The following is a 13,828-nucleotide window of genomic DNA, read 5'->3' as shown; positions in this document are numbered from 1 at the left end:
CTGATGTAGTCTAGTTTGTAATCAGTTTTTGGTTAAATTTCGACTGCTTGAAGAAATTTTTCCTATCACTAGAAAAATAATATTATGGATGAAGTGTTACGGAAGCGGGTTAATGTCTTGGGTTTAGCAATTGATCCCATAGAGTTTACCGAAGCTGTCGACAAAATTATTTTCTTTGCTAAGAGTCGGCCGACTCAGTTTGTCTGTGTTAATAGCGCTCAAGATGTCGTAATTGCACAGCATGATTCTCGATTTCGTAAAATTGTCAATCAAGCCAATTTAGCTACGGCGGATGGCTGGCCTGTGGTGTGGAACATTCGCTCACAAGGGTTACAACTGAGTGATCGAGTCACTGGGCCAGATTTGATGTTGGCAGTTTGTGATAAAGGAAGATCACATGAATTAAAGCACTTTTTGTATGGTGGTGTGGAAGAAGTACCGTCTCTACTAACCGGCAAACTTAAACAGTCCTTCCCTGATATTAATATTTGTGGTGCATATTCCCCGCCCTTTAGAAAATTGACCGCAGCAGAAGACCAAGCCGAAATTGACCTGATTAATCAATCTGAAGCGGATGTCCTTTGGATTGGTATTAGTACACCAAAACAGCATTTTTGGGTGGAAGATCATCTCGACAAATTAAACGTGGGTGTGGTGATAACTGTCGGAGCAGCTTTTGATTTCCACAGCGGTAGAGTAAAACGTGCTCCTAAATGGATGCGAGAAAACGGACTTGAGTGGTTCCATCGCGCTGTGAAAGAACCAAAACGTTTAGGTATGCGTTACCTAAAATATTTACCACAGTTTTTTATAATGAGCATTTTGCAGCGTTGCGGATTAAGACAATTCTCAATTAAAGGATGCAAAACAGATTAGATAGTAATGCAATGAATTAATTGAAGTAGGGTAGATACATGGAGACTGCATTAATTACCGGTGGTTGTGGCTTTGTTGGAAGACATTTTACCGCAGAATTAGTCAAGCAAGGATATAAAGTAACTGTGGTAGATGATTTGTCTACCGGATTACATCCAGACAAATGGCCTAGATTTTTAAAAACCTATAAAAATTTTACATTTATTAATCAAGATGTTCGTAGTTATTTCTGTGCCAATGAACAATCGTTTGATTTAATACTGCATTTGGCCGCTGTGGTCGGTGGACGAATGACAATTGAGGGGGATCCCCTTAAAGTCGCAACAGATCTTGCGATTGATGCCATGTTTTTCAATTGGTTGCCGAAGTTGAATCCAATGCCTCAGGTGGTATTGAATTTTAGTTCGTCTGCGGCATATCCAATAAATTTTCAGACCCAGCAAAAACAAATTATCTTGACTGAAGATATGATCGACTTCAAAAAAGATATAGGCGTGCCAGATATGACCTATGGCTGGGCAAAACTCACTGCTGAATTTTTAGCGAGTTATTGTGTAGAAAAATACGGTATGAAGGTATTAAATTACCGGCCTTTTTCGGGGTATGGCGAAGACCAAGATCAAAGCTATCCTTTTCCACGTATTTGCAAACGAGTATTTGATAGAGAAGACCCAATGGTTATATGGGGAAGTGGTCAACAAGCGCGAGACTTTGTACACATTGATGATATTGTGAAATTTGTACTCAAGTCCATTAACTACATGGAAGCTGGTGAATCAATAAATATCTCCAGTGGTATTGGAACCAGCTTCTTCGAATTAGCCCAACAAATCCAAGCTGTCGCTGGAGTTGAGTTGGAACTGCGTAATGACCCTAGCAAACCTGAAGGTGTATTTTATCGGGTAGGTGATAATAAAAAGCAGCTCAAGTTTTATCAATTGGAAGTGAGTTTGGAAGAAGGGATCCAACGCACGTTGGAACATTTTACGACGGAGCTTAATTATCATGTTAGACCCCAAACAACACAGAGAGTTGTTGGCAAGTGAATCAGCGAGTTTAGTTCCTGAGGTTAAGAGTTTTCCTGCGGTCATGTATTTGGAGTCGCAGCGAGGATGTCCATATGACTGTATCATGTGTACAGTACCAAAAACTTATGGTCGTAAGCCCTCTGAAATGCCAGATGAGATTTTAGACAAGCTCAGCCCTTATTTTAGATATGTAGAAACGATGGCAATCCATGGCAACGGCGAAGCTTTGCTCAGTCAAAAAATGGACCGTTACATTGATATTGCGAATGAAAATGACAGTTTTTTGCATTGTAACTCTACTGGGTTTCCGTTAAACACTCGTCTTACTAATAAAATGGTAGAAGCCAAACTGGATATACGGTTTTCCATCCATGCAGGAACCGCAAAAACTTATCAAAGAGTCATGGATGCGGACTTTAATAAAACGATTAATAAAATAGATAGATTGCTAGAGTTATCTAGACAAAAGGGACATAAAGATAATATTTTTTGGCTGAGTTTCATTGTGATGAAAGACAACGTCAATGAAACAGAAGAATTTATCGATTTAGCTCATCGTCTTGGAATAAGCGAAGTGCGCTTTATGAGTTTACATCCCAATAAACGCACGATTTTCGGTACACGCAGAAGTGACGATGAAGAAAAATTTAGTCACTTTGACCAATCAAATGCTGAAGTATCTAAGCGATTTAATGATTCGCTTCCTGATTTAAAAGAGAAAGCGGAGCAATTAGGAATTAATATTGGCTCGGGCAGCATGAAACATTGGGCAGGCCTTAATGCGGGTTTGCGAGATGTAACCAATCGATTCAGCAATAAAGTAATCAAACAAAACATATTTCCCTTAACTCGTCCCAAAGGTTCTTGTTTAGCACCTTGGACGGGACAAGTTCAAATAGAACAAAATGGTGATGTTGGATTATGCTGTTCGGTTAAACATGTGATCGGAAATTTATACAAACAAAGTTTCGAAGAAATCTGGCATAGTGCTCATATGAACGATATCAGGCATTCTTTTAGTGAAAATAAACAGCCTAAAGTTTGTGGATATTGTCGCGGTATTGGTACTAGTGAATATGCGATACCGGTGAATAAGTTAATAGACGTAAAGTATACCGAAGTGTGACGTTTGTTTAGATGCTTGAGCATGGTGAAAAGTGATAAATTGTTTGCGTAATTAAATAACGCTGGTTTGGAATTGGTAAATTTTTAAGAAGTAGGAAAGCAATGAAGCTAGATTCACTAATTCAACGCCCAATCTTATGGTGTTTGTTCTTAAGCGTACTTGTATTAGCTTTAACTGGCTGTACTAGCAGAACGCCATTGCCTATGGCTTCTGCAGAAAAACTGGAAAACGTAAAGCCACAACGTGGAGAGCCCTTGTTGAGTAGTGGCGATGTGATTGCTGTAGGCTTTTTGGAGGCCACTAGTTTAATCGATAGTCCCTATCAAATTTCGCCAGGCGATATTTTGAGAGTGGATGTAATGGACCATCCTTCATTAACTAAAGAACGTGCAGTCGTGTTACCTGATGGACATGTCTCCATTCCATTAGTAGGAAGGTTGCTCGCAGCTGGCAAAGGGGTGGATGAGCTGAGCCAAGTACTCACCACAGAATTGACTAAACGCAAAATTAAACAGCCTAGCGTGGTGATTTCCGTAGAACAAAGCCAAGATCCTCTCGACCCCTTATTACGTTTGGTTAGCCGCAATGGACAATATGAACCAATGCGCTTTATCGTAGGTCATTCAGAATCCATTGACCTGCCTTTCATTGATCAAGTTAGCGTTAAAACGACTTTGTCTGAATTGCGTCTAACGATAAAACAAAAATATCAGCAAAAATTTGGTTCACGTCTGTATGTTATGGTGCGCTTAGTGGATACAGCTCCACCGGTAGTGTATGTGATTGGGGAGGTGAACCGCCCAGGACCGGTACCTTTTTCAGCTCCTTATAGTCCACTCATGGCTGTGGCTTCGGCAGGCGGTTTTATGGATACCGCTGAAAGTGCAGACATTCGCTTATTTAGACGTCAGGAAGACAACAGTTTCCAAAATTGGTCTATTGATTTACTTGGACGTTTAGAACATGGGATGTCAGAAAGTGATCAATTTGAACTTATGCCAAGTGACGTAATTTATGTGCCAAAAACCGGTATTGCAGAAGCCAATCAAGCTGTAGAGCAATACATTCGTAAAATGATCCCACTTCAATTTGGCATTGGCTTTTCATATTCAATAAACGATGGAACCAACTAATGGCCTCAAAATTAATCGGTTCTGACAGCTTAAATCAAAATGCTGCATATCAACATGTAAGACTGAGATTGTTATCAGAAGGTATGTTAGGGAAACCAGATCTGAGCAAAGTCATTGGCTTAATGGCCCGTTCTTCTGGAGAAGGGGTGACCACAACCGCAGTCGGTTTAGCTTTAGCAATCAATGCGCGTTCGGCTGGGTCAGTGTTATTGATTGATGCCAATCCATCTTCACAGCGCGTTTCTGATTTGCTGGATTGTAAAGCACCATATTTACAGGCAAATGATGTATCGTCAGACAATTTCAATATTGATAATTACATTGTGCATGCTGGAGAACCCGCATTAAATGTACTTAGCTTAGCTAAATTAGAAAACTCACAAACTTGCTCAAGCAGCGAATTTTCGCTGTGTTGGGAAACATTAAAAAAACGCTATGACACCATTATTATGGATATTGGAGCATGGAGTACGGAAGCACCATTAGGCTGGATTGAGCAAGTAGATGATTTAATTTTAGTGTTAGATGGAAATCATACTACACGAGAAATGCTTTCACATTTCAATAAGACCATTGATAGATGTGGTTGTAAATTAAGTGGGTTTATTATGAATAAACATGAAAGGCCCATTCCCGATTTTGTGTATAAATTAATTTCATAGTGCCATTGATACAAATTAAAAACAGGAAGAGTTTGTGACTAAGCGCGATATTTTTATCTTTTTATTTAAATGGCACCGAAGAATAATCGGTATGTTCGTTTTTATTGTAGCAGTGGCTATTTTAATGCAATACATCTCGCCACAGCCATTCTCTGCTAAAGCCGTGGTACTAGTGGAACATAATCGTGCACCTATGATGCGGGCTGACATTTCCCCTGGCCTGCAAACTGTGGATGTACTAAATACGCAAGTAGATATTATTCTTTCGCATACTGTCATTGCCAATGCTGTTGACATGGTTAAACCTCACGAGCGTCCAGAAAAACCAGGTTTCATCAAGGACATGAAAAAGAGTTTTCGTTCAGCGCTCGTCTCGGTCGGTTTATCTGATGAGGCGACTAAGCGAGACAATTGGATACGTTATTTACTGAAAAATGTAAGTGTTAAAGCCTTAGTTAGTTCAAGCATTATTCATATTAAATATACTGATGAAAATCCAGATTGGTCATCCGATATGGTCAATGCCATCGTACAAAGCTACATCAAACATCACGTCGAATTATATAATTCATCAGGTACTGCTGAAGTTTATAAAAGACAAATGGATCAATTGCTCAGCCAATTAGTTGAGCACCGCAAAGCGTTAGATAAATACAATCAATCAGAAGATGTTGCTGCGACATCCGAATTGCGAAAAAGCTTGATTCAGCGGCAGTCTGCATTGCAAGAACGAATCGCAGTACGAGAACATGAACTTGGCGACTTATTACTTAGATTTTCTGCTGAACATGAAAAAGTGATAGCGTTAAAAGGTCAGATTGAAGCCAATCGTCAAGAAATTTCTGGTATCCAAGAGCAAATGCAAAACCTTGAAGAAAACCTATCAGAAACCACTCAAATGCGGCTAAATATTGAAACTGAAGAGGCCTTGTATCGTTCGTATAAACGTCGTTATGACGAAGAGCGACTAAAAGAATTGGCCAACGCAGACTTGATTAACGTGCGTGTAGTAGAGCTTTCGACGCCCGCAGTTAGACCTGACCATTCACGTTTGTTTTATATCGCCATTGCAGTCATAGGGGCGTTTATCTTTTCGTTTGGCATCGCTTTTATCTTTGAATATTTTGATCGACGGGTTAGCAGTTCAGGGATTGCAGAAGAGATTCTAGACGTACCTGAACTGGGTTCTATTGATAAATTTTAAAGCACCTAAAGCCAAGCGTGAATGACAAAGGAGCCTCTTGCAATGCTCGCTACCACAAACTCTAAATTTTGGATGCTTCCAACATTTTTTATTTGTGGCGTGTTTGCACTGATGGCCGGAAAAGGCTCATTGGCAGGAATGGGGGCTTTAATCGGTTTAATTGCACTGTTGCTAATGTTGTTTTCTGGCATTCGCGTTATTGCAATTTTGCTCCTAATCGGTGTTCCAACTATATTCGTATTTCCCAATACTGCTATTCAGGCACTTCCTTTTGTCAATACCGAGCGCTTTTTATTCGGCTGTATTATGGGATTATTATTTCTAAACTTTTTGTTTAGCCACAAGTCTATTGAACCATTAATTAGTCCTGAAAAATTTGCCATGGGCTTTTTATTGGTAGCTATTCTGTCCTACTTTTTTTCAGTCTTGTCAGGTGCATATGTACCAAAACCTAATCAAGACGCCTTCTTTGTAATTCAGTATGTTATGGGTTTTTCTGGCTTTGTGGTTGCACGCCGTCTCAATTGGGATTTACAGTTAATTCTGCGCTTAATTGATATTTTGTTGATAGTTGGGCTGTTTATGACCGCCCAAGCAATTCTACAATATTTTTTAGGGATGGATGTTTTTGTACCTGATTATTTGGAAGTTCCCCACGCTGACGAAGGACGGGTAACCGGTACGTTTGCTAACTCTTCAGAATATGGCGCGGTAGCAGCGACAATATTATTTCTTGGCGTGTTTCGCTATAGCCAGACCAAAGATCACCTAGCGAGAACGGCGATCATTGGTATTTTAGGTATGGTTTGTGTAGCGATATTTTTGTCTAAGACTCGAGCTCCGTGGTTAGCAGTTGCAGTGTCCATGATGCTTATTGCGTATTTGGATGCCAAAGTTCGTCCAATGATCGTCTTTTGCGGAGTGTTAGGGACTGTTGCGGCGATAGTACTTTTACCTTTTTTAGTGGATTTTAACTCCATTCAAGAACGCTTATCTTCTTTGGCACCAATTTATAATCGACTGTCGTTGTGGGTTTCTGGGATTAGTATGGGCATCCAAAATCCGCTATTAGGCGTTGGCTTTGGAACTGAAGGATTTCAAACGGCGCATCCACATTACACCATCGATATAGGTGGAATCTCAGCGTATTGGGCAGCAGGCGTCGGCGTTCCCCATAACGAATTTGTACATATTTTTGCACTTACCGGATTCACCGGTTTGGCACTGTATCTAGGTGTGCTTTGGACTTCATTTAAGCAATTGAAGTTGATATCTGCCAACCAAATGATTAGCCCTGAATCTAGAGTTTTTGCAATGTATGCGGGAGTGATATTAGTCAATTGGATGTTAAATGGCCTTTTTGTTGATACTGGCTTATTTTGGTATCTAATGTTCTTAATGTTCTTTATTGTTGGCGCTGCAATTTCATTTTCTAAGCAAAAGGCCGCAAATCAATAATGTCTGAAGTTAAAACAATTGTTGATCATGGAAAAATCTATTTAATTGCCAATATAACCAATCGTTCTGCGGGCTTGTTACTTTTGCCGGTATACACTTATGTATTATCGGTAGAAGACTATGGTTTGTATGCCATTATTATGGCAGTGAGCGATCTGTTTACGATTGTGTTTGGAATGGGATTTGCGGGTGCCATGAGCCGCTTTTATTTCGAGCGAAATAACAGTAAACAGCAACAAAATTTGGTTGTTAGTACCACCATGTTGGGCTTTTTCGCGATTGCCAGTTTGATTTTAGTCTTTGCTTATCCGTTGGCCAGCCTCACTGTTGAGGTAATGTTTCAATCTCAACAATACTTGCAGTTGTTTATGTATACCATCGCAGGTCTGGTTTTTACTATTTTATATGAACTGCTAATGGGATATGCGGTGATCCGCAAACGAGCTTGGTCTTATTTTGCCATGGCACTTAGCAAAGCGGTGCTATTTATCGGCTTAAATTTACTCTTTGTAGTCTACTGGAAACTCGGTGTGCCGGGAATAATTTACGCCACAATAGCCTCATTAGGTAGCTTATCTCTCGTTGCGCTGGCAATTACATTTTCTCGTGTCGGCTTCGGGTTTTCTAAAACGCTATTTAAACAAATGTTGTTGTTTGGGTTACCACTGGTGCCCTCTGCATTCGCAAATTCAGCGCTCACCACAGTCGAGCGATATTACATTAATAGTATTATCGGCCCTGCTGCTGTGGGGGTTTACTCATTAGGGCATAGATTAGCGTCAATGTTACATATGTTTATTGCGGCACCGTTTTCACAAATATTCTTCGTTCGTCGATTTGAAACACTGGCAAAAGGTGAAGACCAAAGCGCGTTTCATCGAATATTGCTGTTATTCGTAGCGGTAATGATGTTTTTTGCGTTGTTACTTTCGTTGTTTGGTACAGAAATAGTCTGGCTTATTTCTCCTGAAGCGTATTTAGACGTTGTGGTAGTTTTGCCTCTGTTAGGTCTTTCCTTTGTCCTGTCGTCGTTAAATTTGAATATCGAATTAGGTATTTTCTATAATAAAAAAACTTGGGCGATTCCGTTGATTGGATTTATTACTTTAGCGGTTGGGATCCCAGCTAATTATTTATTAATTCATCAATTTGGCATATACGGGGCGGGCTTAGCGTTGTTATTTGTGAACATCGTCCGACTCGTCACTACGGTTTTAATTAATTCTGTTTTAGGCTCGCCCTTTATTACTCTAGATTGGTCTAGAGCATCATCTATTATGACAGTCGGTACGGTGCTGGGAATTTTGGTGAATTTGGCAATGTCAGATAGTGTGAGTTTTTATAGTGTGGCGCTAAAGCTAACTGTAGCGGCTGTATTTTTAATGATGTTGTTGAAAACGCCATTGTTAGATAAACAGACGAAACAAGACTTGGCCTCATTTCGTCGTTAAGCGTATCCGAACTCCAATTTTGTTAAAGTTCGGATTGCAAACTGATGTTTGTATTACAGGCCGACATCGCTTAAGCGCACGTCGTCCACATACATAATGGTTTCAATAGCGGCAGGCGCGGCAGTAATACCTACTTGTAGACTATTATAAACCGCATCAAATAAGGTTAAGGTACGACCGGCTTGATCAATCAGTTTTTGATCATCCATCCAAAGTCTTACGCGACCAGCATCAGAATCCATTAGATAAATATGTAGTCTAACAAACACCCACTTTCCGGTAGGCATAGAATAGTCTTTTCCAGAAGCCATATTAAAAGTAGGTTTATGGGCAAACTTTAACTCAACGCTTGGACGCAAATCATCATCCAGCATTACTCTAATGCCAGGGGCTTGAACCATATAGGTACTTTCTAAATCAATTATGCTTGTGGGCTTTCCTTTTTCAATGTAAAACCAGCCGCTAAACCAAAAGTCGTCGCCTTTTGTGAAATATACAAGTTCTGAATCTATACTGGCCTTATTGACAGACAAACCAGAGCTAGCTGCTTTGGTAATGGCTCTTAGAGATTTTGACCCAGCATGCTTCTTAGTATTTGACGGATCTAAGCGATTATCTTCGAAATCTTTCCCTTTAAGTACGTCATGGCGCAATTTTACATAGGATTGAACATCTGGTGACGCTTTTCCTTGGATCGTCATTGAAGTCCAGTTGTGCTCAGGACCAATCAAATCACGAACATTCGATCCTGATTCAAAGCCTTCATTGAAGCTACGCTGTACTTTCAACTTGCCATATCCGGGCACTAATCTATAAACCGTGTTGTTTTGCTTGGCATATGAATTTTTAACAAAGTCGGGATCATAAAACTGCTCCACTTTTTTGCGTGAACCTTGATTTACTTCAAAAACAAAACCTTTATCTACTTCGAAGGTTTTATTACCGGCTACAATTTTGGTTTTATCACCAATTGTGGTTATTGAATTGGCGGCAGTAGAAGTGCCGCTACAAGCGACCAAACCCATTACCCCAAATGTTACTGCGAGAAAAGACTGACGAAAATTAATAAACATAATGAATCCTGAAAAATAAAAAACAAACCTAATACTTTCTCCCTTAAATACTAGCGTTATGAATTGTACGAAAACCAATCATATAGTAGATGATTATAGAAGAATATTTATTAATCAATACTAGCGTATACAATCGCCCTACCGAGGGCGTGTTTTGCTTTATTTGCTGCTACATACAGCAAGACGAATAGTTTTAGGTGTCGAAAAATTTTACAGTTAAGCATTGAGCTAATTGTAACCCCACAAAGCCAAAATTTAAATTTGTATAAAAAACAAGCGGATATTGTTTTTGTAAATCTAAGTTTACGATTTGTGCATAAAAATTGCAGAGACAAATCACGTATATAAAAGTAAATTTAATTTAAAAAACGCTAAGGAATAAAAAATGATTTCCGTTTCAAAAGCCTTGAAGCTTGTTAGTGCAACGGCCTTGCTAATCTGTTGGTTGCCTGCTCAGGCATCATTAATTGGCCAGGATGTAGATATTGCGCTAGTGTCTGTTGAAACTCCAGGGAGTGCTCCGGTATTCATCGGTTCAGATACATTAGCTAATCCGATTACGGTAACGGTAGAAGAAGGTAGTGCAGAAGCTGTAGGCTTTTTGGACGGCTTTGTTACTGCAGATATCGAAGCTAATGCACTCGGGTTCATTTTCCCAGGGGGGGTGGTTGTACAAGGTGAAGCAATGTCATTGAATGAAGCTTTAGGACTTGGTCCTCAAGAGTTTATTGGGATGTTGTTTGCTAATCTAAGCTGGGGTGTAGATGATCCTGGCATGTTAGTTGGATTTGACAATTTACAAACTAATATCGCAGGGTTTTCAGAAAGCAATGTACTGTTTGATAGTTCAAATATTGCTTTTAACATTGCTGATTTGGTCATTGATGCAGGAAGTTTTGTGATTGTTGAATTATTGGTTGAACATAACGCTGACGTTATCCCAGAACCATCCGTGCTTGCTTTGTTTGCATTAGCATTATTTGGATTAAGAGTTTCACGCAAAAAAGCATAACCCCATTATTTGCGTAATATATGTGAAACCTGGCTGTTTACAGCCGGGTTTTTTAATTGCGTTATATTAAGTGATTAAGGCCTACCCCAACAGAAAGCATAGTTCGGTCAGTTTGCAGAAATAAAATCGCGCGTGAAATGAGATTAATTGAAACTTGTAGTCAGTCTTATTTTGAATGTGTGATTGCCCCAGTGTCCTGATTGATTTTTCCCTTCACTAAGGATTTCTGATAAGCCGATAACCTGTAAGAGCGTTAAACAACCCTTATAATTTAGGACGTTAAGTGATATTTAGGTGTTACCAAGCACCTAATACACATTTTTGTTAAATATGCATGCCTTGAAAGTCATAAATAGTATTTTCAAATCAAATAGCAATGACCAGTTGCGAATATAAAACAGATCAAACTCCACACGTTTCTTCATCTTGTCGGTTGTTTGGGTTTCTCCTCTAAACCCATTGACTTGTGCCCAGCCCGTAATCCCAGGTTTAACCGTATGTCGTAACATGTAACGATCAACTATTTTTCGATATTTGGTATTGTGGACAACAGCATGGGGGCGTGGGCCTATTATCGACATTTTTCCAGACAGAACGTTTAAAAACTGCGGTAATTCATCGATCGAGGTTTTGCGAATAAAACGCCCTACTTTAGTGATTCTTGGGTCATCTTTAGTTGCCTGAGGTACATTTGTTTCGTTTTCAATGTGTTTCATACTTCGAAACTTCCAAATTGAAAACTCTTTACCATTAAGACCATAGCGTCTCTGTTTAAAGATGACTGGACCAGGTGATTCAAGCTTGATTGAAATCGCTACTATTAAACAAGGAATGCTAATTAACATTAGGATGGGAATACAAATTAAAATATCCTCTATTCTTTTAGTCCAGTCGTTCACACCGTGAAATGGACTTTCGTGAATGCTAAGAATAGGGACTTCGCCCAACATATCCCATCTGCCGCTTAAGATATTATAGGAATCGAAATCATGAGCGAGATATACATTGGCTGTTGTGTCACAAAAGGCTCTAATAATCTCTTGAATACGCTTTTCGGCAAATATGGGAAATGTAATATAAATAATATCAATATCGCCCAGTCTAGCCATTTTTACTAGATCATCTAAATTGCCTTTAAAGAATTCATCTTCTAAATCATCTTTAGTTAATCGGCTGCCATCACTGCATATTCTGTCATCGTAATAACCACAAAAATGTAATCCCATCCAAGTCGCATTATTGACTGTGTTGGCTAAGCGTTTACTCAACTCGGAGTAGCCCAAGATTGCGACGCTTCTGGAATTGAAATTCCGAATCCTCAAAAAGTGTGAGACTTTCCTAGCAAAGACATGCCAAACACACAAGCATATTGGTGTCGCGATTAACCATGTAAATATTATTTGCGGACGGAAATATTGAAGTTGCTGTAACAAATAGCCTAAAAAAACCAATATAATCAGGGAATATAGCCATATTGTGCAAATGTTGAATGACTCTTTGACGACTGTTGATATTCGCCAAGAGCGATACAGTCCATATTTTTTTGCAATAACAAAAAAAACGACTAACGATATCAATATTAGCAATGTGTCTTTGTCTTGCCAAACTATCCTATGGTTGCTGTGTATAATTGCATAACAACCAGCTATGAGTATCCCATCGACCAACTGAAAAATAGCGGTGAGTTTTGTCATATGAGGTCTTAATAAACCATTCATAACGATCTAAATTCCGTATTTTGTTTTTAACATTAATCTACAATTATTGGTTCATTGATTAACGATGTATCCTTTATATATTGATAATATTTTTGTTTAAATTGTGGCTTCATATGCCAATCAAACAAGCCAAGCAACGTGCCCCACATAACACCTAAATCACGTGCAACAACGATCCCAATCGATTGGAAAATAAATTTATGCTTACGTAATTTCCCGTCAACCTTAATAACTTTTGAAACACCAGATTTCCAAAAATACATTAATGCCCCTATAACAATAGCAGTTAAGAGTATTTTCGTTGGAAAAAATGGTATAAAAATCAATGGTAAGATGTATATTGCGAGTAACTTCAGAAGATATTTTTGTAAGTATCTGGTCCGCCCATTTCCTCTGGAATAGGTTTGCATTTGTTTGAAAACATCTAACAGGTTACTGCGCATATGGTGCTTAATTCTGGCTTCAGGAAGAAGTGCGTAAACCGGCTTAAAGGTCATCATTTTCCGACCAAATAATTTATCTTCAGCCGCTCGTAACCAATCTGGCATGCCTTGTACCTTGATCCACATATCTCGACTGATGGCTAAACTTAATGCTCCGGGGGAGTGGTCAGTCGGCATTTGCTGCATTAATTTTTCGATAGGGATTTTGTCTAACAACGCATTGTTGTGGTACAAAATTGAAGCAACAACATGTTCGAAATCGCTATCAGCATCAGGAATAAATGCGCCACTTACAAACCCCATTTCTGGATTCTGTTCGAACGGTACGGCCATTTTTTCTATCCAATCTGGGGCGACAGTATTCCCAAAGTCCATTAACATTAAAATATCGCTATTGCAGGCAGCGAATGCGTAATTTCTTCCAGCGCCGGCATAGACATCAGGGTTATCGATTATTATTAACTTAACCCCTCGATCTTGATATTTCGCTACAACTTCACGAGTTTTATCAGTACTACCGCCATCCGCTACAATGATTTCGTCAGGCAAGCGAGTTGACTTGAATATTGAATCCAAGGTTTCAACTGCTGAAGTTTCCTCATTCAAGGCAGGCATCAATAGTGCTACTGACTTAACCATAATAA

At 39.3% G+C, this 13,828-nt stretch carries 12 protein-coding genes; 9 read left to right on the top strand and 3 right to left on the bottom strand.

The annotated features are described in order from the left end of the window. The first annotated feature begins 84 nt into the window (after positions 1–84). From GLIP_RS05160 to GLIP_RS05125, 8 genes are all read left to right on the top strand, one after another. Positions 85–876 (top strand): WecB/TagA/CpsF family glycosyltransferase, encoded by a 792-nt coding sequence (locus GLIP_RS05160; RefSeq protein WP_008843530.1) that lies wholly within the window; start codon positions 85–87, stop codon positions 874–876. Between the two features lie 38 nt (positions 877–914). Beyond that, the gene (locus GLIP_RS05155; protein ID WP_008843529.1) at positions 915–1,922 is read left to right on the top strand and encodes an NAD-dependent epimerase/dehydratase family protein; all 1,008 of its coding nucleotides are present in this window, start codon (positions 915–917) and stop codon (positions 1,920–1,922) included. Continuing rightward, positions 1,882–3,030, top strand: coding sequence for a radical SAM/SPASM domain-containing protein (locus tag GLIP_RS05150; protein WP_008843528.1), 1,149 nt, complete (start codon positions 1,882–1,884; stop codon positions 3,028–3,030). Before GLIP_RS05155 ends, GLIP_RS05150 begins: the two co-directional genes overlap by 41 nt. Before the next feature lie 101 nt (positions 3,031–3,131). After that, positions 3,132–4,163 (top strand): polysaccharide biosynthesis/export family protein, encoded by a 1,032-nt coding sequence (locus GLIP_RS05145; RefSeq protein ID WP_008843527.1) that lies wholly within the window; start codon positions 3,132–3,134, stop codon positions 4,161–4,163. Further along, positions 4,163–4,825 (top strand): P-loop NTPase family protein, encoded by a 663-nt coding sequence (locus GLIP_RS05140; protein WP_008843526.1) that lies wholly within the window; start codon positions 4,163–4,165, stop codon positions 4,823–4,825. The genes GLIP_RS05145 and GLIP_RS05140 overlap by 1 nt, the downstream gene beginning before the upstream one ends. A 34-nt stretch (positions 4,826–4,859) precedes the next feature. Next, positions 4,860–6,029 (top strand): GumC family protein, encoded by a 1,170-nt coding sequence (locus GLIP_RS05135; RefSeq protein WP_008843525.1) that lies wholly within the window; start codon positions 4,860–4,862, stop codon positions 6,027–6,029. 42 nt (positions 6,030–6,071) lie between these two features. Continuing rightward, positions 6,072–7,487 carry an O-antigen ligase family protein gene (locus GLIP_RS05130; protein ID WP_008843524.1) on the top strand — a complete coding sequence of 472 codons (1,416 nt, stop codon included), beginning with the start codon at positions 6,072–6,074 and terminating at the stop codon, positions 7,485–7,487. Beyond that, entirely contained in the window at positions 7,487–8,938 is a 1,452-nt protein-coding gene (locus tag GLIP_RS05125; protein WP_008843523.1) for a lipopolysaccharide biosynthesis protein, read from the top strand. The genes GLIP_RS05130 and GLIP_RS05125 overlap by 1 nt, the downstream gene beginning before the upstream one ends. Positions 8,939–8,991: 53 nt before the next feature. Here the strand turns inward: GLIP_RS05125 and GLIP_RS05120 are convergent, their stop codons facing one another. After that, positions 8,992–10,011: a heparin lyase I family protein gene (locus GLIP_RS05120; RefSeq protein WP_008843522.1), complete on the bottom strand. Its 1,020-nt coding sequence runs from the start codon at positions 10,009–10,011 to the stop codon at positions 8,992–8,994. Between the two features lie 385 nt (positions 10,012–10,396). Here GLIP_RS05120 and GLIP_RS05115 point away from each other — a divergent pair, with 385 nt between their 5' ends. After that, the gene (locus tag GLIP_RS05115) at positions 10,397–11,023 is read left to right on the top strand and encodes a PEP-CTERM sorting domain-containing protein (RefSeq protein ID WP_008843521.1); all 627 of its coding nucleotides are present in this window, start codon (positions 10,397–10,399) and stop codon (positions 11,021–11,023) included. Positions 11,024–11,331: 308 nt separating this feature from the next. Here the strand turns inward: GLIP_RS05115 and GLIP_RS05110 are convergent, their stop codons facing one another. Then, entirely contained in the window at positions 11,332–12,717 is a 1,386-nt protein-coding gene (locus GLIP_RS05110) for an undecaprenyl-phosphate glucose phosphotransferase (RefSeq protein WP_161602039.1), read from the bottom strand. Positions 12,718–12,773: 56 nt separating this feature from the next. After that, positions 12,774–13,823: a glycosyltransferase gene (locus GLIP_RS05105; protein ID WP_008843519.1), complete on the bottom strand. Its 1,050-nt coding sequence runs from the start codon at positions 13,821–13,823 to the stop codon at positions 12,774–12,776. Positions 13,824–13,828: the final 5 nt, after the last annotated feature.

The organism is Aliiglaciecola lipolytica E3 (genome assembly GCF_000314975.1).
Taxonomy (GTDB): Bacteria; Pseudomonadota; Gammaproteobacteria; order Enterobacterales; family Alteromonadaceae; genus Aliiglaciecola; species Aliiglaciecola lipolytica.
The sequence above is the reverse complement of the archived record's forward strand: the minus strand, read 5'-3'. Positions and strand labels throughout refer to the sequence as shown.

What these genes read in the sequence shown, in the direction of transcription:
- GLIP_RS05145 (WP_008843527.1), top strand. Translation starts at nt 3,132, where the DNA reads ATGAAGCTAGATTCACTAATTCAACGCCCAATCTTATGGTGTTTGTTC.
- GLIP_RS05105 (WP_008843519.1), bottom strand. Translation starts at nt 13,823, where the DNA reads ATGGTTAAGTCAGTAGCACTATTGATGCCTGCCTTGAATGAGGAAACT.
- GLIP_RS05140 (WP_008843526.1), top strand. Translation starts at nt 4,163, where the DNA reads ATGGCCTCAAAATTAATCGGTTCTGACAGCTTAAATCAAAATGCTGCA.
- GLIP_RS05120 (WP_008843522.1), bottom strand. Translation starts at nt 10,011, where the DNA reads ATGTTTATTAATTTTCGTCAGTCTTTTCTCGCAGTAACATTTGGGGTA.
- GLIP_RS05130 (WP_008843524.1), top strand. Translation starts at nt 6,072, where the DNA reads ATGCTCGCTACCACAAACTCTAAATTTTGGATGCTTCCAACATTTTTT.
- GLIP_RS05125 (WP_008843523.1), top strand. Translation starts at nt 7,487, where the DNA reads ATGTCTGAAGTTAAAACAATTGTTGATCATGGAAAAATCTATTTAATT.
- GLIP_RS05155 (WP_008843529.1), top strand. Translation starts at nt 915, where the DNA reads ATGGAGACTGCATTAATTACCGGTGGTTGTGGCTTTGTTGGAAGACAT.
- GLIP_RS05160 (WP_008843530.1), top strand. Translation starts at nt 85, where the DNA reads ATGGATGAAGTGTTACGGAAGCGGGTTAATGTCTTGGGTTTAGCAATT.
- GLIP_RS05115 (WP_008843521.1), top strand. Translation starts at nt 10,397, where the DNA reads ATGATTTCCGTTTCAAAAGCCTTGAAGCTTGTTAGTGCAACGGCCTTG.
- GLIP_RS05110 (WP_161602039.1), bottom strand. Translation starts at nt 12,717, where the DNA reads ATGACAAAACTCACCGCTATTTTTCAGTTGGTCGATGGGATACTCATA.
- GLIP_RS05150 (WP_008843528.1), top strand. Translation starts at nt 1,882, where the DNA reads ATGTTAGACCCCAAACAACACAGAGAGTTGTTGGCAAGTGAATCAGCG.